Genomic DNA, 18,847 nt, shown 5'->3' on the forward strand with positions numbered 1-18,847 from the left:
TTCGTTCGTGAGTGCAACGCATTTTAACGGCGTCGACGCCGAAGGTTTTATCCTCACAATCCCAGAAACGCCCGTGCAGAGCGAGTTTCAGTCATTGCTTGAAGATGCCTGCACCGCGCTCTCGCACGAAGAGCTAGGAGTGGAGGGCATCTACCTCTATGGCAGTGTGGCGCGCGGTGATGCCGTCCCTGGTGTTTCCGATCTTGATCTCACGCTGGTGCTGCGCCAGCCGCCGACTTCACAGGTACTGGAACGGTTGGAAGCAATCCGGCGCGACCTGGAGCGCCGGCATTCGCAAGTCACCAAGGTCGATTTCGATATTGGCAGCCGTGGGGAAGTAGTGGCGGCCGAAAACCTGAACAGCTGGGGATTCTGGCTCAAGCACCATTGCCGATGCGTGTGGGGGGAGGACCTTGCGCTGCACGTTGAGCGGTTTCGGCCTTCCGTGGAAATTGCCTTGGCCATGAACGGTGACTTCGAAAAGGTTTTGACCGACTACCTCACACGCATCGCAGGCGCCGACAGCGAATTGGAGCGGCTTCGCTGGCAGCGTGAAGCGTCACGCAAGTTGATCAGGGCGACCCATGTATTCCGTTCGCCCGATGCGGCTACGTGGCCGCAGACACTCGAAGAGCACGTTGCGCTGTTCGTCCAGGGGCATCCGACGATGATGATTCAGGTGGCGTTCTTCCTGTTTGAAGCCCGCAACCCGAGTGCCGATGGTGAAAAATTCTCCGTCCGACTTCAGGCCTTTCTGAGCTGGATAGTTTCACAGCGAGCGTAGTGCTACGGGTGCTCGCTGGTATAACCAAACCACACGGGTCCTACGACTTGAACCGTCCCACCAGCCCATTCAACTCATCCGAGAGGTTGGACAACCGCCCCGAATCGTCCTGCGCCGAGTTGGCCAGGCTTTCCACCAGGCGGGCCTCGTCGTAGATCTGCTGGATGTGCCGATTGATCTCTTCCGCCACGCTGTGTTGTTCCTCGGCGGCGGCGGAGATTTGCAGGTTCTGGTCGCGGATTTCGTTGACCGACGTCTGGATGCCTTCAAAGCTGTCCCGCGCGCTTTCGATGGACGACACGCTGGCCCGCGACAGGTCCAGGCAACTGCCCATCTTTTGCGTGACTTCCTGGGTCTTGTTTTCCAGGGTGCCGAGCAGTTGTTCGATTTCGCCGGTGGAGTCGGAGGTGCGTTTGGCCAGGGCGCGCACTTCGTCGGCCACCACCGCAAAACCACGGCCCTGATCACCGGCACGGGCGGCCTCGATAGCCGCGTTGAGCGCCAGCAGGTTGGTCTGTTCGGCAATCGCACGGATGGTGCCGAGGATCTGGTTGATGCTGCGGCTGCCGGCTTCCAGTTCGACCATGGCCTGGGATGATTCCGTCAGGCGGCGCCCCAGGCGGTTGACGTTATCGGTGGTGACTTCGATCTGCTGCTTGCCCTCGGCCACGCGACGGTGCCCGTTCTCGGCGGATTCCGCCGCGCCGCTGCAGGACCGTGCGACTTCGTTGGCAGTGGCGACCATCTCGTTGAACGCAGTGGATACAAGCTCGACCGCCTCACGCTGGCGTCCGGCCGCCTCATTCATATTGTGCGCCACCTCACTGTTGACCTTGGAGGCGTTCTGCAAATTGGCCGAGGCCGCGCCGATGTGTTGGATCAGTTGACGGATCGCCGCGAGAAACTTGTTGAACCAGCCCGCGAGTTCGGCGGTTTCATCCTTGCCCTGGACCTGCAGTTCGTGGCGCAAGTCGCCTTCACCCTGGGCAATGGACTGCAAGCCGGTGCTGACCTGCCCGATAGGCTTGACGATAACCTTGGAGAAGGCCGCCGCGATCAGTCCGAAGATCAGCACCAGCACACCGACAATAAGGGCGGTGAGGTAGGTCATGCGTGTGGCTTCGGCCATGACTTCACGGTGTTCGATCAGCCCGATATAACGCCAGCCTAGACCGGGGGACGTCCACACGTTGGCCATGTAGTGCACGCCGTCGATCACCACGTCAGTGGAGCCCTGTGGTGTCTCGGCCAACTGTGCATAGGCCGCGCCCAGGTCCTTGAGCGGCTTGAAATTGTGCGCGGCGTTGCGCGGGTCCACCAGCACCACGCCGTCTTCGACCAGCATCACGTAGCCGCTTTCGCCCAACTTGATGCTCTTGACCAGTTCGGTGAGGTTTTTCAGCGAGACGCTGACCACGAATACGCCCTTGGCCTTGCCGTTTTCCAGCAGGGCGCGCGCGGTGCCCACCAGGGCGACGTCGTCTTTGTCGTAGTAATACGCGGGGGTGCGCACGGTCTTGCCGGGGCTGGCCATGGCTGCTTTGTACCAGGGCCGGGTGCGTGGGTCGTACTTGGCCAGTTGCGGGTCATCCGGCCATTTGGCGTAGGTGCCGTCTTCCAGGCCGATGGACAGGATCGCTGCTGCTGGGTGTGTGGCGCCATAGCGCGCGAAGCGCTCGACCACCGTTTGCGCTTCGGCGGGCATGGGCTGGCTGGCCGCGTCCGCGGGCTGATAGTTCTTCAGTGTGTTGACGGAGGTGTATACAGAATCGGTGGCCATCTGATCGACGTTCTGCAGCGTGCCGTCGAAGAATTGGCGGATGTTGCCATCGATCTGGCGGATTTCCCGGGTGCTGCCGTCGATGAACTGATCCACCGCTTCGGTTCGTGCGTTCATGACTGAAATCACGGCCACCAGGCTTACCGGAATGAAAGCAACCGAGACAAAGGCGAGTACCAGCTTATTTTTTATTTTCATCGAGACGACCATCAGCGTGAAGGGCGGCCAAATCGTCGCGCGCCTGTAGCAGGCTTGCGGCGATTTGCTATCACTGCTGTTTCGGCCCGTAGCCGGTAAATCTTTAGGGTTTTTTGTACACAATACAAAGTGCTTATTGTTCTGTATCCAATCAGTACACATCACGCAAATAACGCTTCTGCTCACTCAGCTGACGCCAGTAATCCACGGCACCCTCAACGCCAAGCCCGCCGTGGGTTTGCGCGACGTGGCGCAGGGCCTGGTCGACATCTTTCGCCATATGGCTGGCATCGCCGCAGATGTACAGCTTGGCGCCATCCTGCAACCAGCGCCACAGCTCGGCACCCTGTTCGCGGATGCGGTCCTGCACGTAGACCTTTTGCGCCTGGTCGCGGGAAAACGCCAGGCTCAAATGGCTGAGCAGGCCGTCGCGTTGCATGCCTTGCAGTTCATCCTGGTAGTAGAAATCACTGGCCGCGTGCTGTTCGCCGAAAAACAACCAGTTGCGACCCTGATGACCCAGCGCGCGACGCTCCTGCAAGAACGCACGGAATGGGGCGATTCCTGTACCGGGGCCAATCATGATCATCGGCACGTCGCCGTCAGTGGGTGTGCGGAAGTGTTTGGAGGGCTGCACGAACAGCGGCACTTCGCCGTCGCCGACACGGTCGGCCAGGAAGGTCGAGGACACACCCTTACGCTTGCCATACCGCACGGCAGCCACGGTGAGGTGCACTTCATGGGGGTGGGCCTTGGCGCTTGATGCGATTGAATACAGGCGCGGTTGCAGGCGTTTGAGCGTGCCCAGCAGCTCATCCGCCGAACACTCGATGGGGTATTCCTGTAGCACATCCGCCAGTTGCCGGCCCCACAGCCAGTCATTCAGTTCGGCCTTATGTTCGGGGTTGAGCAAGTGCTTGAGGCCAGGGTTGGCGCTGCGCTCGGCGATGAAAGCGAGGGTGTCGCTGCTGGGCCGGGCGATTTCGAAGTGCTGAGTGAGGGCCTGTTGCAGGGGCACGTCGCCGAACGTGTCGATGTTCACGCAGGTACTGGCCTTCAAGCGGGTGAGGTCGAGCAGTTCGTTGACCAGTTCGGGGCAGTTGCGTGGCCGTACGCCCAGCGCATCGCCGGCTTCATAAGTCAGCCCGGAGTCGGCCAGGTCCAGGGCGAACTGGCGGGTTTCCTTGTGGGCGCTCAGCGGGTTGAGCTGGCGGTTAAGCAGCAGGCGTGAACCATACAGCTTGGTTTTACCCGCGGGTGTGGCGAGTGCGACGGGTTTTGCCGGGGTGAGGGTTTGCTGGAAGCGCACCAGCCAGGCATCGGCCAGCGCTTCAAATTCGGTATCGCAGTCGACGCGTTCCAGCAGGCGGGTGGCGCCCAGTTCCAGCAGGCGTTGGTCGAGTTGTTTGCCGTGGTTGCAGAACTGGTCGTAATTCGGATCGCCCAGGGCCAGCACCGCGAAGCGCAGCGACTCCAGGCGCGTCTCGGCGGTGCTGAGGCTGTGCCAGAAACCTTCACCGTTGTCCGGTGGGTCGCCGTCGCCAAAGGTGCTGCTGATCAACGCCAGGGTGTGGGTGCTCGCCAGTTTGCTCGCCGGGAAGTCCGACATCGCGCTCAGTTCCACGCTGATACCCGCGTCGCGCAGGCGCTTGGCAAAACGTTCGGCCAAGGCCTCGGCGTTGCCGGTTTGCGAGGCCCACAACAAGGTGACGGCCGGGGAGGGGGTTGCGAGGGATTCTGTAGGGCTGAACAGTGCGCCGAGCAAGCCGTTCAGCCACAGCCGCGAGGCATCCGCCAATGGCGCATTCGTGGGCATGGTCGGGATGCCGACGGCCTGGCGTGCGGCGTTGGCTTGCAGGCCGCTGAGGAAGCCTGCGAGGTAGGTGCGCTCACTGTCGCTCAGTGGCGGCGCTGACAGGTGGCGGATGCCGGCGATTTCGGCGAAGGCGTCGAGGCGCGACATGGCGGTGTCCTCAGCTACAGGGGAAGGGCGGTCGAGGGACTGCAGGCCGATCAGCTCAACGCGGGCCAGGGCGACGGCGCAGCATTTGAACTCCGGTTGCAAGGAGATCGGGTCGACGGCGTCGTTGGTCACCGCGTTGATCGCCAGGTTGTCGCCGAACACATCGTTCCAATGGAAGGGCGCAAAGCAGTTGCCTGGCCGCACGCGGTCGGTGATCACGGCGGGCAGCACCGCGTGGCCGCGGCGGGAACGTATTTCAACCCGGTCCTTGTCTTTGATGCCCAGGCGGGCGGCGTCTTCGGCGTGCAATTCGACGAAGGGGCCGGGGTTGAGTTTGTTCAGGGTGGCGACCTTGCCGGTCTTGGTCAGGGTGTGCCATTGGTGCTGCACACGGCCGGTATTGAGTACAAAGGGGAACGCCTCATCGGGCAGTTCCGCCGGCGGCATATGGGGTCGGGCGAGGAACTGGGCTTTGCCGTTGTCGGTGGCGAAGGTGACGGGGCCTTTGTCCACGTAGCGGATCGGGTTGCGGTCCGCTGCAGCGTCCGATGCGCAGGGCCATTGCAGCGGCTTCTCCCGCAGGCGCGGGTAACTCGCGCCGCGAATGTCGTAGCCGGTCTTGGGGTTCCAGGCGCGTTTGATTTCCTCAAACACCTCGGACGCCGAGGCGTAAGTGAAGGCCTCGGCAAAACCCATCTCACTGGCGACCCTGGCGATGATCTGCCAGTCGGGCAAGGTTTCGCCGGGGGCGTCGACGGCCTTTTGCATCAATGTCAGGTTGCGCTCGGAGTTGATCATCACCCCTTCGGCCTCGGCCCATAGCGCGCCGGGCAACAGGATATCGGCGTAACGGTTGGTCTCGGTGTCGAGAAAGGCGTCCTGGGTGATCACCAGCTCGGCGGTTTGCAGGCCCTTGATGACGGTTTGCCGATTGGGCACGCTGGCGACCGGGTTGGTGCAGATGATCCAGCAGGCCTTGATCTGCCCGGCGGCCATCTGTTCGAACATCGCCACGGTGCCAGCCCCGGCCTGGCGCGGCAGGCTGTCAGGGGGGATCTGCCACAAGTCCTCGATAAAGGCGCGGTCGGCCTCGACCAGCACCGAACGTTGCCCCGGTAACCCAGGGCCCATGTAGCCCATTTCGCGCCCGCCCATGGCGTTGGGTTGACCGGTGAGGGAAAACGGCCCGCTGCCTGGTCGGCAAATGGCGCCGGTGGCCAGGTGCAGGTTGCACAGGGCGTTGGTGTTCCAGGTGCCGTGGGTGCTCTGGTTGAGGCCCATGGTCCAGCAGCTCATCCACTCCGCGGCCTGGCCGATCCAGTCGGCGGCTTGGCGGATATCCGCTTCGGCCAGGCCGGTGATCACGGCGACGTGCTCTGGCGAATAGTCCTCCAGGAACGCGGGCATCGCCTCCCAGCCGTCGGTGAAGGCGGCGATAAAGGCAGGGTCGGTGTGGCCGTTTTTCACCAGCAGGTGCAGCAAGCCATTGAGCAGCGCAAGGTCGGTGCCGGGTTTGATCGGCAGGAACAGGTTGGCCTTGTCCGCCGTGGCATTGCGCCGTGGGTCGACCACGATCAGCTTCGCCCCGGCTTTGACCCGGTCCATCATGCGCAGGAACAGGATGGGGTGACAGTCAGCCATGTTTGCGCCGATCACGAAGAACAGGTCGGCCCGATCGAAATCTTCATAGGACCCTGGCGGGCCGTCGGCGCCGAGGGAGAGTTTGTAGCCACTGCCGGCGCTGGCCATGCACAGCCGAGAGTTGGACTCGATGTGGTGGGTGCGTACGAAGCCCTTGGCCAATTTGTTGATCAGGTACTGGGCTTCCAGCGACATCTGCCCTGACACATAGAACGCCAATGCCTGCGGCCCGTGCGTGTCGAGGATGTGGCGCAGGCGGCGCGCGGTTTCGCTGATGGCTTTGTCTATGCCGATACGCACCGGGTCATGCTCCCGGGCCTGGCGGACATATGCGTTTTCCATGCGGCCGGAGTCGGCGATGGCTTGCCCGCAGGTGGTGCCCTTGGTGCACAGCCGGCCGAAGTTGGTGGGGTGGGCCGTGTCGCCGATCACCTTGACCACTTTATTGTTTTCTACCTGCATGACGATGCCGCAGCCCACGCCACAATAGGGACACACACTGCGTATGCTCTGATTGGCCATCTAAAACCTGCGTAAACAAAAAAGGCGCCTTGCAACCCTCCGTTGAGAACGGGGATTACACGGCGCCTTTGTCGTGAGAGGGCAGTCAGCGTTGACTGCTCGGTTGGGGTGTTCCTAGCAAGTCACGCGCCAGGTTGTCCAAGGCGCGGTTTGTTGAGGAACGCGGCCTGTCGTGATGAGCGGGCCTGCCCCGCACCGGGCTGCGCAGCAACTCTCCTGAGACCGAGGCGCGGGGCAAGTCCGCTCACCCCAGAAAACGGTTCGGCAGAGGATGGGGTGTGCACATTTATGAAGCGGGGCGCACCAGTTGGAGGCGCCGCGGGCGGTGTTTTAGCGTGGGTTGTCGACGCCAGCGGCGTTGCAGCGGGGTATCCGACGGCTTGGCACAGACCCTGCAAGCTCCCCCTCAACCCACTTCGGTCAACGACGATCGACACCAGGGGCAATAGCGGAGAATCCGGCGCAGTCGCCTGATCCGAACCCGCATAAGAACAGGCAAAGACGCCTGGAACCGCAAGGTTTCAGGCGTTTTTTTTTGCTTTTTTAATCCGTGATGAGCTTTGTCGGGTGCTTTATATGAACAATCTCAAAACTTTGATCGTCGTCGGCAATGGCATGGTCGGCCACCACTGTGTGGCGCAATTGATCGATCGCGGCGCACTGGATCACTACCGTTTGCATGTGTTCAGCGAGGAGCCGATGCGCGCCTATGACCGGGTGCATCTGTCCGAATATTTCAGCGGGCGCGACGCCGAGTCGCTGGCCTTGTCCGACGCCTCGTTGTACCAGACGCCGGGTGTAACCCTGCATCTCGGCGTGCCGGTGTTGGAGATTGACCGCGCCCGCTGCGAGGTGATTACCGCTGACGGCTGCGTCGCCTATGACAAACTGGTGCTGGCCACCGGCTCCTATCCGTTCGTGCCACCTATCGACGGCGCCGAAGGTGATTCACGACTGGTGTATCGCACCCTTGAAGACTTGGACGCGATCCGCAAGGCCGCCGCCAATGCGCGGCGTGGCGTGGTGGTGGGCGGAGGCCTGCTGGGGCTGGAAGCTGCCAACGCGCTGAAAAGCCTGGGCCTTGAAGCCCATGTGGTGGAGTTCGCGCCGCGCTTGATGCCGGTGCAACTCGACGACTTTGGCGGCCTGGCGCTCAAGGCGCAGATCGAGCGGTTGGGCGTGGGGGTGCATTTGTCGCGCGCCACCCAATCCATCAGTGCGGGCGAGCACTACCGTTACCGCATGAATTTTGCCAATGACGAGTTCCTCGAAACCGACCTGATCGTGTTCTCCGCGGGCATCCGCGCCCAGGACGCGTTGGCGCGGCAGGCGGGCCTGGACATCGGCCCGCGCGGCGGCGTGGTGATCAACGATGAGTGCCTGAGTTGCGACCCGAACATCTACGCAATTGGTGAGTGTGCCTCTTGGAACGGCAGCCTGTTCGGCCTGGTCGCACCGGGCTACCAGATGGCCCGAGGCGTCGCTGCGCTGCTCTGCAAGCAGACCGCCGAGCCGTTTGTGGGTGCCGACATGTCGACCAAACTCAAGTTACTCGGCGTGGACGTGGGTTCTATCGGCGACGCCCATGCCCACACCCCCGGCGCCCGCAGCTATCAGTTCATCGACGAAGCCAGCGCCAGCTATCGACGCCTGGTGGTGGATGCCTCGGGCAAGCAGGTGATCGGCGCCGTATTGGTGGGCGACAACAGCTACTACGACACCCTGCTGCAATACATGCAGAACGGCATCGCACTGCCATCCGAACCGGCCAGCCTGATCCTGCCATCCGCCGCCGGCGCGCCGACCCTGGGCCCTGGCGCGTTGCCGGAATCGGCCACCGTGTGCTCTTGCCATAACGTCACCAAAGGCGCGATCTGCTCGGCCATCGACAGCGGCTGCAGCGACCTCGGCCTGCTCAAATCCCAGACAAAAGCCTGCACCGGTTGCGGTGGCTGCGCCGGGTTGCTCAAGCAAGTGTTCGAGCATGAGCTGATTGCGCGTGGCGTCAGCGTCGACAAGAGCCTGTGCGAACATTTCGCCTATACCCGGCAGGAGTTGTACGCCCTGGTGCGCGTGGAAGGCATCATTACCTTCGACGAACTGCTGGCCAAACACGGCCGTGGCCATACCGGTTGCGACGTGTGCAAACCGGCGGTGGGTTCGATCCTGGCCTCGTGCTGGAACCAGCCGATCATGGATGCGTCCCTGGTGCCGTTGCAGGATACCAACGACACGTTCATGGCCAACATGCAGAAGAACGGCACTTACTCGGTGGTGCCGCGTATTCCGGGCGGCGAGATCACCGCGGATAAACTCATTGTGATCGGCGAAGTGGCGAAGAAATACGACCTCTATACCAAGATCACCGGCGGCCAGCGTATCGACCTGTTTGGGGCGCAACTGCACGAACTGCCGGATATCTGGAGCGAACTGATCGCCGCCGGGTTCGAAACCGGGCACGCCTACGGCAAATCCACGCGCACGGTGAAGTCCTGCGTGGGCAGCACCTGGTGCCGCTACGGCGTGCAGGACAGTGTGAAAATGGCGCTGCAGATCGAAGACCGCTACAAGGGCCTGCGCTCGCCGCACAAACTCAAGTTCGCGGTGTCCGGGTGTACCCGCGAGTGCGCGGAGGCCCAGAGCAAGGACGTCGGCGTAATCGCGACCGAGAAGGGCTGGAACCTCTACATCGCCGGCAACGGTGGCATGCGCCCGCGTCATGCGGAACTGTTCGCCACCGACCTGGACGACGCCACGCTGATCCAATACATCGACCGTTTCCTGATGTTTTACATCCGCACCGCCGACAAGCTGCAACGCACCTCGGTATGGCGCGAAAGCCTGGAAGGCGGCCTGGATTTCCTCAAGGATGTGATCCTGCACGACAGCCTGGGCCTGGGTGCCGAGCTGGAAGCGCAGATGCAACAAGTCGTCGACCGTTACGAATGCGAGTGGGCCAACGCCCTCGCAGACCCGGAAAAACTCAAGCGCTTCCGCACCTTCGTCAACGACAAACGCCCCGACCCGGACATCCACTTCGTCCAGGAACGCGGTCAGCGTCGGCCGATCATGGCGGCCGAACTCAACCTGATTCCCGTCACCGAGGAGATTGCCTGATGAGTCAGCTCAATACCCAACGCAACCTGGCCACCTGGAAACGTGTGTGCAGCGAGTCCGACCTGGTGAGCAATTCCGGCGTGGTGGTGTGGTTGGACGGCGCGCAAGTGGCGCTGTTCTACCTGCCGGGCGCGCAGGACCAGACCTTGTACGCGATTGACAACCATGACCCGGAATCCGGTGCCAATGTTATCGGACGTGGCTTGATCGGCAGTATCAAGGGCGACCTGGTGGTGGCGGCGCCGATCTATAAGCAGCATTACCGCTTGGAAGATGGGCAATGCCTGGAGGCACCGGACCAGCGCCTGCGGGTGTGGCCGGTGCGGTTGAACGGTGGGGGGGTGGAACTGGCACTGGATTGACGCAGTGTGGCGAGCGGGCTTGCCCCGCTTGCCACAGGAAACGTAGATGGCCCTAGGCGATGCCCTCCGTCGCACGCACTGAATCGGCCTTGATGTCCTCTGCAAACTTGCGCATCAACCGCACCAGGTTGTCGAAATCACCTTCCTCCCAAGTGGAGAAGATCGACACACCGATCCTCTCCCGCGCGTCATCGACACGGTCAGTCATGGCCTTGCCTTTATCGGTAATCACCGACTCTCGCACGCGGCGATCAATTGCGCTTGCCTGGCGCAACACCAGGCCCAAGCTTTCCAGCTTGGTCACCTGCCGGCTCACCGTGGTGTAGTCGCGGCCTACGCGGTCGGCCAGTTCGACCACACCAATCGGACCCAGCCGCTCTACCAGCACCAGCAATGGAAACAGGGCGCGGTCCAGGGAAATCCCAGCTTCGCGGACCATCGCCTCGTCGCGTTGCGGGCGGTTCATCACCCCCACGATCTCAACTAATGAGCCATGCAGGTCACGCAGTTGGGCAGATATATGTGCGTTTTGCACATTTTTTATTGACACAGTGTTGGCCTCTCTTAATATGTGCGTATTGCACATATAGGTGATCCAGTATGAAAACGCAATTCGCTGTCGATGTACTGATTTGCGGTGCCGGTGCCGCTGGCCTGACCTTGGCGATCGACCTGGCGAGAAGGGGCATCACCTTTCGTTTGATCGAAAAGAACCAGCAGCCTTTCCCCGGCTCCCGTGGCAAGGGCATCCAGCCCAGGTCTCAGGAAGTCTTCGAAGACCTGGGGCTTCTCGATCGTTTGATGGCCGTGGGTGGAGTCTATCCGACTGACCGGCGCTACCGCGACGATGGCAGCTACCGCGACGTCGAATTCACCCAAACCAACGCCCCGACACCCGCTGAGCCCTACCAGCAACCGTTGATGGTGCCGCAGTTTTTGACCGAACAGGTGATGCGCGAACGTTTGCTTGAACTGGGCCACCAGCCTGAGTTTGGTTGTGAGCTGGTGGGGTTCGAACAGGATGCCGAGGGCGTCACCGCGCGACTGCTCGGCAAGGCCGGCGAAGAAAGCGTTCGCGCACGTTGGCTGGTGGGTGCCGATGGCGGTCGCAGCTTTGTCCGGCACGCCCTGGATATCGGCTTCCCCGGCAAGACCCTTGGCGTACACGCCCTGGTGGCGGATGTGGTACTCAGCGGCCTCACACGTGATGCCTGGCACCGCTTCGGAGAGGGGGATGGGCAGCGCCAGATTGCGATATGTCCACTGGCCGGCACCGACCTGTTTCAGATCCAGGCGCCGATCCCGGCGGATGTCGACATCGACTTCAGCGCCGAAGGGCTCACGCACCTGCTCGCCCAGCGCACCGGCCGCGGCGGTCTCCAGGTACACAGCGTGACCTGGTCGTCGGCCTACACCATGAACGCACGCTTGGCTGATCAATACCGCCAGGGCCGGGTGCTGCTGGTGGGGGACGCCGCCCATATCCATCCGCCCACCGGTGGCCAGGGCCTCAATACCAGTGTGCAGGACGCCTACAACCTCGGCTGGAAGCTGGCTGCGGTGGTGCAGGGAGCGCCCGATGGTTTGCTCGACACCTACGAACAGGAGCGCCGGCCGGTCGCCGCCTCGGTGCTCGGTTTGTCCACCCAACTGCTCGGCGAGATGAAGAGCGGCGAGCTGCGGCGGGGCAGGGAAGTGCACCAACTGGACATCGGCTACCCCACGTCCTCGCTGGCGTTGCAGCACCCCGTGCGCAACGGCGTTGCCGCCGGCGACCGAGCGCCGGACGCGCCGGTCCGGGGTGTCGCTGGGCAGGCATTGCGGTTGTTCAACCTTTTTCAGGGACCCCACTGGACACTGCTGGGCTACGGCGTGGCGGGTGGCTTAGTCAAGGCGCGGCCTGGTGTGCAGATTCATACGGTTGGGGCCGGCGGCGAGCTGATCGACGACCAGGGGCACTTTCAACGCATCTATGGGCTGGCGATTGGCGAGTGGGTGCTGGTGCGTCCTGATGGGTATGTTGGGGCGGTGGTTTCTTCAGCGCATGTCGATACGCTGGAAGACTATCTTCAGCGGGTCCAATGCTGACGCATTCGGTGCACCGAATGCATGACGGCTCCACTCAGCAATGAGCCAGTATTTCGTCGGTCTCTACAACCCCGGCATAGTCCATCGCCAGGTTGCTCAGCGACAACGCATGCACGTCTTCAGCAGGCCAAAGGCGCCCGGATAAATCGACTTGATCGAAGGTGTAGCAGGCGTCTGAAACCACCGTCACCGCAAAGCCCAGGTTGCCGCCTGAGCGTGCCGTGGACTCGACCGAGTTGTTGGTGATCACGCCGGCGATCACCAATTGCCGGATCCCACGCACGTGCAGCCAACGCTCCAACCCTGTCGCGGTGAACGCATCCGGAACGTTCTTCTCCACCACATGCTCCAGGGCAAGCGGTTGCAGCGCGGGCTGGAACTCGCACCCCGGCTGGCCCGGCCAAAACACCGAGTCGGGCGAGCGGGACATGTGCCGGATGTGCACGACCGGGCGGTTGGATTGCCGCCACGCCTTTAGCAGGCGCTGCATCTGCACTTCAGCATCCGCGTTGTTGCGTCGCCCCAGCTTCGGTTCGTTCATGCCTTGCTGCATGTCGATGATCAGCAGTGCGGCGTTGGTGGCTAACGGTTGCATGGCACCTCCCTTTGCGTGAGGCTCGAAACATATCAGCCTGCGTGTGCTTCCAGACAGCGAATTTTTCGAAGCCTGAAAGGTGGCGGAGTACTGAATGAAAAAATAAATCCGTTACCTGTATTCGCTACCGTTGTTGTCCAGAGTACGAAGCAGGAATACTTCAATGATCCGCAAGGCATTACCCTCTGATGCAAAGACCATTGCCCAGGTGCATATCAGCAGTTGGCAAGCCGCGTATCGTGACCTGATGCCTGCTCAATACCTGAGTTCGCTGGAAGCCACCCTGGCTCAGCGTGAATCCTTCTGGATGCGCGCGTTAGAATCGGATGAGTCCCACGTGTGGGTCGCGCAGGTGGATAAGCAAGTCGTCGGCTGGATCTCTGTGGGCGCCAGCCGTGACGAAGATGCCGCTGGGGCAAACACCGGCGAGGTCATGGCCATCTACGTGTTAGCCCGGTATTGGCAAACGGGCGCCGGGCTGGCCTTGTGGAAGGCCGGCCTGCAGACATTGAGGGAGTGTGGATTTCAGGGGGTGACGCTTTGGGTGTTGAGCCTTAATGAAAGAGCGATCCGGTTTTATCGCAGGGCAGGCTGTGTCGCGGATGCCGGCAGTGAGCGCAACCTGATAAGGGGCGGCGTGACACTGGAGGAAGTCAGGTATCGGCTGGCTTTTCCTGCACAACAAGGAGACGTCCATGACGGACCATGAATTTGAAGCATTTTTGGCGCAAGTGATGGATGAGCTGTCACTGAAACAGACGGAGTTGAGCCGGGTTTACGGGCTGGGCGAAATGGCCCGCTGGTGGTTCGAACAATCCAAGGGGGTACTCCAGTTCTTCGACAGCCACGACAGGCTGGCCGTCGTGGCAGACGTCGTAAGCATCGGCAGCTACTCGGGTAAATTCAGCACCTGGAAATGGGCCTGGAGCAACCCTAGCGTCGACCCTGCATTGCGCGAGGCCGCGCTGCCACTCAAGCAGCTTCAAGCCATCACGGGGTTTGACCTGTTTGGCGACGACCAGGCCTTTGCCATTCAGGATGAAAGCATGGCCTGGGAACTGACCGCCGCAGCGGTTCATCACCTCCAGGCGCAAGGGTGCTATCGGGGGCCGTCCGGTCCCGATGGGCCGACGACCTTCCTGGCGATCACGTCGATACGAACGGTTCAATGACCCAAGATACTGCGTGGGGTGGCTGAACGTTAAAACAGACCTACCTTATCCCTGCGAAATCGTGATAAATCAAACTCCCGTTTTCAACGCAAAACATCTCAAGGACGCCCATGAAATACGATGATGCAAGCTGGCACCATGGCGGAGACTTTCCAGCAGGCCAACCACCGGAACATGGCGGCACACACATAGCGCTGTTCTTAAGATGGTGTTTTATTAAAGGCTGGGCTGGCGACTTTCACGCCGAGGAAGAGCCTGAAGCCGTCGCCCGCGTGATCAGCGGCGAACTCTCCGCCACCGAGTTTCTCTTCAGGTATTGCGATGGCAAATTTACCGAGGAGGACTTGAACGACGCTGGAAATGAGATTGCGCAACAGTATTACGGGAGCAATGGCCTTTACCTTCAAGACTACGCCGACCACTTTGGCAACTTGATGTATGTTGCCCCGGAATCCGCGCACGATTTTAAGGCGTTTTCCGCGATTCTGGATGCGCGGGTTAAGAGTGGCGTGCTGATTAAAGCAGAGGCGTAACCGTGCTCCTAGGCGAAAACAATCGCTGATCGGCTCTGCGCCGCACATCCTTCATTACCTGTATGGCACACAGAAGTGTTCGCTTCGGGTCTAAAGCGGTCAGTCGTGACCGGCTGCTTTCGACCCAAAGCAGTCATCTGAACCGCATTGATCGACAGAAATGTCCACCGCCAATCCTAAAATCGTGAAGGTGGCTCATTTCCGGTCTTGATATTCGAAAAGACCTCATCTGGATCTGCCTGACACCAATATCTGAACAGAAGGCGAGGTTCGGCATTTCCGAAATATTGATCAACGGTGCTTTCGGGCGGCACGGTCAATTTAGGTGCTGGCCATTGCTGCGCTAAAACACCTATTGGTTTGTCAGACGACCAAATAATCCAAGTAGCCTTGCCTCCATTGATACCCGGTAAGTAGCCGGCTTCTTGTATCACTTCGATTAAGGCGCGCAGCGTTGCTGATGGATCGAGTGTGATCGACGTCGCATGGCTTCCCAGATCATCTCCTGCATGAACGCTATCTCGATCAATGGCAACTTCCAACGTGACTACTCCTTTTTTACCGCTGTGCTGTCACTAGATTGTCCAGCGTAGAGACATCAACGGCTACCTGTCCACAGTCTGCTTTTGGCCAAAAGCAGACGCTCAAAAATGGCAGGTATTGCACAATTGTGGTCATAAGGTTACTAGGAAAATGGCCCCCGCTGTTGTTGCAGGACTCGGACCATTACCTGCGTCCTGCGGCTAACTGGGGGCCATTTCTCGCAGCAACGCGGCTTGCGATGAAACGGCAACAGACCCTAGAGCTGAAAGCGCGAGATGTTCTCTCGCAATGTCACGCTGGTGCGTGCCAGTCCTTCGCTTTCCTGCTGAGCGCTGCGGAAGGCTGCAGCGGATTGCTCGGCGCTTTCGCTGACGGTCACGATGCCCCGGCTGATCTGCTCGGCAACGGTACTCTGCTGCTCGGCGGCAGCGGCGATTTGGTGGTTCATGCCGTTGATCCGCTCGATCATGGTTACGATCGTGCTTACCGCGTCACCGGCCTCGGAAACGCCGGACACCGACTGCGCACTGGAGCTCTTGCAGCGTTGCATATGCTGCGAGGTCTCGTCGGCAATTTTCTGCAGACTGGCGATCAGCCCCTCGATCTCTGAGGTGGCCTTCTGGGTACGCTGTGCCAGGCTGCGCACCTCGTCGGCTACCACCGCGAAGCCGCGTCCGGCCTCGCCAGCACGGGCAGCTTCGATGGCTGCATTGAGGGCCAGCAGGTTGGTCTGGTCGGCCACCGACTTGATCACTTCAAGCACGCCGCCGATATTGCCGGTTTCATTCTTCAGCCGGCCCATGGCCATGTTGGACTGTTCGATTGTCTCGGCCAGCTCGCTGATCATGTTCACGGCATCTTTGGCCTTCTGCTGGCTGTACAGGGCCGCGCTATCGGCCTCGCTGGCGGCACTGGCGGCGGATTCGGCGTTGCGCGCGACATCCTGCACGGTGGCGGCCATTTGGTGAACGGCGGTGACGATCTGCTCGACCTCGCACTGTGCCATGGCCACGCTTTCGGCGTTTCTCAGGCTCGATTGGCTAAGCTCCTGGCTGGATTCGGCCACGGTCTGTGAGGACAGGTTTATGCCCTTGGTCATGTCCCGCAGGTTCTCCTGCATGCTCAGCAGGGCGGCCATGATGCTGGCTTGTGGTGGCTCAATCGTGCGTTCGCTAGCGCGCAAATCGCCGTTGGCAACCCGTTGGGCGAGCTGGTTGAGTTCACTCGGTTCGGCACCCAGCGCGCGCAGCAGGTTGCGGCTGATGACGTAGCCCAGTACCGCTGCTAGTAAGACGGCCAGCGCAGTAATGGCGAGCAGAAGGTTGCGTTGTGACAGATAGTGTTCGTCATTTTCGCTGACCTGCAGGTCTGCTCTCTGGTTGGTGTAGCGCAGGTATTCGCCAATTGCCTGTGTCAGCTCGGCCAGTAATGGTGTGCACTGCTCGCTGACCATGCGCAGGGCCTCATCGTTTTCACCCTTGAACAGGTGTTCGGCAATGGTGTGCGCTACCGGTTCGTAGCGGCTCTCGACCTGCTCGATGGTTGAGAACAGTTCACGTGCTTTGGGCGACACATCACCATGGTTATCAGTTGCCTGGCGTAGCGCGGCGAGGCTGCTGGCCACCAATTGTTCGTTGGCGGCAATCGCGCCTCGCTGCTGTCCTCTCGCGGTGACATTGCTGTTTAAGGCGATGTTACGCAGGGCAATCGCACGCTGGGCGGCGGCGTCGTTCAGTGTGTTGGCCAGGCGGGTACGTGCATCAACGCCATTAACGTAGAGAAAAAAGTCCTTATTGCTGTTAGCCAGGGCGTACAGCGAGATAGCGGCGATCAGCAACATAAACGCGAGCAGGCTGGCATAGCCGGCATAGAGACTGGTCCGTGTAGAGAGCCGGGGAGTGTGCGTTGGCATGATGTACCTGCGTAGTGGGAGGAGCAATTTAGGGACACCTGCAAGGGTATGTATTCGCCCTTGGTCCGCATCCTGCGCAGGCATTCTTTTGTTCGACGGCAACGAGTCGCGGCGTTATTTCCTAGCTGGTGTAATCTTGTACAAGAATTTGTTCTTGTACAACTCTTGTACAACTATATCGGAGTGATGTCGTCATGACATCACTCAATCCCGATGAACGGTCAGTAACCTCCGGTTTCTGGCAAGCGCCAGGAATAGAGGTCCGGCTATCGGGCTGACTACTGTTTGGCGGCGATACAGCCCAAGGCCCTCTTTGGGCCGATAGAATCCTGCGAGCGCTGTAAAAATGCGTAGTGCTATTTCTGTACAGGTATTTTGTAGGGGGGTGAGCCAGGGCACGCTAATTGTGAGCATGCTTTCGCTAGGGGCTATTGCCGTTTCGTCGCAAGCCGAGTTGCTGCGAGAAATGGCTCCCGGTTATGGGGGGCAGGTTTGCCCGGAGTGCGGCGAGGGGGTTATGCAAATGGCGAGCGATGGCGTTGACTGCCCCACTTGCGGGACATTCATGCCGGCTGGCCGAGCATGAGAGGGACTAGCGGATTGATCGACATGAACGTCTGATTGGCCGATTTTGCCAACTTATCAGCCGCCGTTTATCTCCGACGTTAATGTCTGCTTTTGGCCGAAAACGGCCCATAGCGACATGCTCAAACCACAGTGGGCCGCAGCGCGTGCGCCAGATCAATCAATGCGCGTAATCGCGGCGGTACGAAGCGATGGCCCGAGTAGTAAAGCCTCAAACCGCCGAACGACGGGCACCACGGTACCAGCACGGGCACCACGGTACCAGCACTGGCACCAGGGCGCCGCTGGCCAGTTCTTCCTGTATGAACCACTCGGAAATGAAACCGATGCCAAGGCCCAACACCACGGCCTGTTTGATAGCCAGCATCTCGTTGAAAATGAAGCGCACCGGCAGATTCATCTGCAACTTTTCACCGTTTCGCTCCAGTTCCCATTGGTAGAGGCCGCCGTGGGCCATGCGCATGCCAATGCTCTGGTGGCTGAGCAGGTCTTGCGGATGCTCGGGCACACCCTGGCGTTCGAGATACTCGGGCGTTGCCACCACAAGCATTCGAATGTCATCTGACAGTTTTACGGCAATCATGTCTTGTGGCACCGACTCTGCCAGGCGAATCCCCGCGTCGAAACCTCCGGCGACGATGTCGACCATGCCTGATTCGCTGACGATGTCGATGCGCACGTCGGGATAGCGCTGAGCGTACTGCTTGAACAGCGGCTCCAGCAGCAGATAGGCCCCGCCATGCGGTGCATTGATACGCAGTGTGCCGCTGGGCTTGTCGGGGCCGACGCTGGCCTCTTCGCCGGCACTTTTGATCTGTGCCAACGCCGGGGCGATGCGTTCCACATAGCGTTGCCCGATGTCGGTGAGGGCAACGCTGCGCGTGGAGCGATTGAACAGGCGCACCTTCAGGCGCGCTTCCAGGCCGGCCACCGCACTGCTCACGGCGGTGGTGGACATGCCCAACTCTTGTGCTGCGCCACGAAAGCTGCTGCGGCGAGCAACGGCCAGAACCACTTCCAGTTCGGTCATTCCTGTTCTGTGCATGGATTGT

General features: G+C 60.7%; 15 protein-coding genes and 1 pseudogene. 8 read left to right on the forward strand and 8 right to left on the reverse strand.

Features of this window, described 5'->3' with window-relative positions:
• Window positions 1-7: 7 nt before the first annotated feature.
• Complete coding sequence (locus AB4O08_RS26190) at window positions 8-784, forward strand: nucleotidyltransferase domain-containing protein (protein WP_460114513.1); 777 nt, start codon at window positions 8-10, stop codon at window positions 782-784.
• 40 nt (window positions 785-824) lie between these two features.
• On the opposite strand, the gene AB4O08_RS26195 is transcribed toward AB4O08_RS26190, so the two are convergent.
• Both AB4O08_RS26195 and AB4O08_RS26200 read right to left on the reverse strand, forming a co-directional pair.
• Window positions 825-1,592 carry a methyl-accepting chemotaxis protein gene (locus AB4O08_RS26195; RefSeq protein WP_371857077.1) on the reverse strand — a complete coding sequence of 256 codons (768 nt, stop codon included), beginning with the start codon at window positions 1,590-1,592 and terminating at the stop codon, window positions 825-827.
• A gap of 135 nt (window positions 1,593-1,727) precedes the next feature.
• Window positions 1,728-2,681, reverse strand: a pseudogene (locus AB4O08_RS26200) (cache domain-containing protein); the annotation flags it as partial.
• On the opposite strand from AB4O08_RS26200, the gene AB4O08_RS26205 reads away from it, so the two are divergent.
• Window positions 2,680-2,811, forward strand: a complete 132-nt coding sequence (locus AB4O08_RS26205) for a hypothetical protein (RefSeq protein WP_255213007.1) — start codon at window positions 2,680-2,682, stop codon at window positions 2,809-2,811. The pseudogene AB4O08_RS26200 and the gene AB4O08_RS26205 sit on opposite strands and share 2 nt — an antisense overlap.
• Before the next feature lie 102 nt (window positions 2,812-2,913).
• Here the strand turns inward: AB4O08_RS26205 and AB4O08_RS26210 are convergent, their stop codons facing one another.
• The gene (locus tag AB4O08_RS26210) at window positions 2,914-6,888 is read right to left on the reverse strand and encodes a molybdopterin-dependent oxidoreductase (RefSeq protein ID WP_460114514.1); all 3,975 of its coding nucleotides are present in this window, start codon (window positions 6,886-6,888) and stop codon (window positions 2,914-2,916) included.
• 576 nt (window positions 6,889-7,464) lie between these two features.
• Here AB4O08_RS26210 and nirB point away from each other — a divergent pair.
• On the forward strand, window positions 7,465-10,005 hold the full coding sequence (gene nirB, locus AB4O08_RS26215) for a nitrite reductase large subunit NirB (protein WP_205517773.1): 2,541 nt from the start codon (window positions 7,465-7,467) through the stop codon (window positions 10,003-10,005).
• Window positions 10,005-10,367, forward strand: coding sequence for a nitrite reductase small subunit NirD (gene nirD / locus AB4O08_RS26220; protein WP_010210145.1), 363 nt, complete (start codon window positions 10,005-10,007; stop codon window positions 10,365-10,367). The genes nirB and nirD overlap by 1 nt, the downstream gene beginning before the upstream one ends.
• A gap of 52 nt (window positions 10,368-10,419) precedes the next feature.
• On the opposite strand, the gene AB4O08_RS26225 is transcribed toward nirD, so the two are convergent.
• Complete coding sequence (locus tag AB4O08_RS26225; protein ID WP_021493010.1) at window positions 10,420-10,833, reverse strand: MarR family winged helix-turn-helix transcriptional regulator; 414 nt, start codon at window positions 10,831-10,833, stop codon at window positions 10,420-10,422.
• 134 nt (window positions 10,834-10,967) lie between these two features.
• On the opposite strand from AB4O08_RS26225, the gene AB4O08_RS26230 reads away from it, so the two are divergent.
• Window positions 10,968-12,455 carry an FAD-dependent oxidoreductase gene (locus AB4O08_RS26230; RefSeq protein WP_431479824.1) on the forward strand — a complete coding sequence of 496 codons (1,488 nt, stop codon included), beginning with the start codon at window positions 10,968-10,970 and terminating at the stop codon, window positions 12,453-12,455.
• A 34-nt stretch (window positions 12,456-12,489) separates the two neighbouring features.
• Here AB4O08_RS26230 and AB4O08_RS26235 read toward each other — a convergent pair whose 3' ends face one another.
• Window positions 12,490-13,050 (reverse strand): cysteine hydrolase family protein, encoded by a 561-nt coding sequence (locus AB4O08_RS26235; protein WP_010210149.1) that lies wholly within the window; start codon window positions 13,048-13,050, stop codon window positions 12,490-12,492.
• 163 nt (window positions 13,051-13,213) lie between these two features.
• Between AB4O08_RS26235 and AB4O08_RS26240 the strand changes: the two genes are divergently transcribed.
• The 3 genes from AB4O08_RS26240 to AB4O08_RS26250 all read left to right on the forward strand — a co-directional run bounded on the left by AB4O08_RS26240 (window position 13,214) and on the right by AB4O08_RS26250 (window position 14,755).
• A complete protein-coding gene (locus AB4O08_RS26240) occupies window positions 13,214-13,759 on the forward strand; it encodes an N-acetyltransferase family protein (RefSeq protein WP_460114515.1) in 546 nt (181 codons plus the stop codon).
• Entirely contained in the window at window positions 13,746-14,222 is a 477-nt protein-coding gene (locus tag AB4O08_RS26245) for a DUF6882 domain-containing protein (protein ID WP_069673000.1), read from the forward strand. The genes AB4O08_RS26240 and AB4O08_RS26245 overlap by 14 nt, the downstream gene beginning before the upstream one ends.
• A gap of 110 nt (window positions 14,223-14,332) precedes the next feature.
• Complete coding sequence (locus AB4O08_RS26250) at window positions 14,333-14,755, forward strand: DUF7832 domain-containing protein (protein ID WP_021493014.1); 423 nt, start codon at window positions 14,333-14,335, stop codon at window positions 14,753-14,755.
• A 176-nt stretch (window positions 14,756-14,931) separates the two neighbouring features.
• Here the strand turns inward: AB4O08_RS26250 and AB4O08_RS26255 are convergent, their stop codons facing one another.
• The 3 genes from AB4O08_RS26255 to AB4O08_RS26265 all read right to left on the reverse strand — a co-directional run bounded on the left by AB4O08_RS26255 (window position 14,932) and on the right by AB4O08_RS26265 (window position 18,840).
• A complete protein-coding gene (locus tag AB4O08_RS26255) occupies window positions 14,932-15,297 on the reverse strand; it encodes a hypothetical protein (protein ID WP_080938486.1) in 366 nt (121 codons plus the stop codon).
• 257 nt (window positions 15,298-15,554) lie between these two features.
• Complete coding sequence (locus tag AB4O08_RS26260; protein WP_031291295.1) at window positions 15,555-17,210, reverse strand: methyl-accepting chemotaxis protein; 1,656 nt, start codon at window positions 17,208-17,210, stop codon at window positions 15,555-15,557.
• Between the two features lie 796 nt (window positions 17,211-18,006).
• Entirely contained in the window at window positions 18,007-18,840 is an 834-nt protein-coding gene (locus AB4O08_RS26265) for a LysR family transcriptional regulator (protein WP_460114516.1), read from the reverse strand.
• Window positions 18,841-18,847: the final 7 nt, after the last annotated feature.

This window comes from Pseudomonas sp. H3_E07 (genome assembly GCF_054668895.1).

Bases quoted from the DNA above. Each gene is read 5' to 3' on its own strand.
- AB4O08_RS26235 (WP_010210149.1), bottom strand. From the start codon at position 13,050: ATGCAACCGTTAGCCACCAACGCCGCACTGCTGATCATCGACATGCAG.
- AB4O08_RS26210 (WP_460114514.1), bottom strand. From the start codon at position 6,888: ATGGCCAATCAGAGCATACGCAGTGTGTGTCCCTATTGTGGCGTGGGC.
- AB4O08_RS26240 (WP_460114515.1), top strand. From the start codon at position 13,214: ATGATCCGCAAGGCATTACCCTCTGATGCAAAGACCATTGCCCAGGTG.
- nirD (WP_010210145.1), top strand. From the start codon at position 10,005: ATGAGTCAGCTCAATACCCAACGCAACCTGGCCACCTGGAAACGTGTG.
- AB4O08_RS26260 (WP_031291295.1), bottom strand. From the start codon at position 17,210: ATGCCAACGCACACTCCCCGGCTCTCTACACGGACCAGTCTCTATGCC.
- AB4O08_RS26250 (WP_021493014.1), top strand. From the start codon at position 14,333: ATGAAATACGATGATGCAAGCTGGCACCATGGCGGAGACTTTCCAGCA.
- nirB (WP_205517773.1), top strand. From the start codon at position 7,465: ATGAACAATCTCAAAACTTTGATCGTCGTCGGCAATGGCATGGTCGGC.
- AB4O08_RS26265 (WP_460114516.1), bottom strand. From the start codon at position 18,840: ATGCACAGAACAGGAATGACCGAACTGGAAGTGGTTCTGGCCGTTGCT.
- AB4O08_RS26245 (WP_069673000.1), top strand. From the start codon at position 13,746: ATGACGGACCATGAATTTGAAGCATTTTTGGCGCAAGTGATGGATGAG.
- AB4O08_RS26225 (WP_021493010.1), bottom strand. From the start codon at position 10,833: ATGAACCGCCCGCAACGCGACGAGGCGATGGTCCGCGAAGCTGGGATT.
- AB4O08_RS26205 (WP_255213007.1), top strand. From the start codon at position 2,680: ATGACTGAAATCACGGCCACCAGGCTTACCGGAATGAAAGCAACCGAG.
- AB4O08_RS26195 (WP_371857077.1), bottom strand. From the start codon at position 1,592: ATGAATGAGGCGGCCGGACGCCAGCGTGAGGCGGTCGAGCTTGTATCC.
- AB4O08_RS26230 (WP_431479824.1), top strand. From the start codon at position 10,968: ATGAAAACGCAATTCGCTGTCGATGTACTGATTTGCGGTGCCGGTGCC.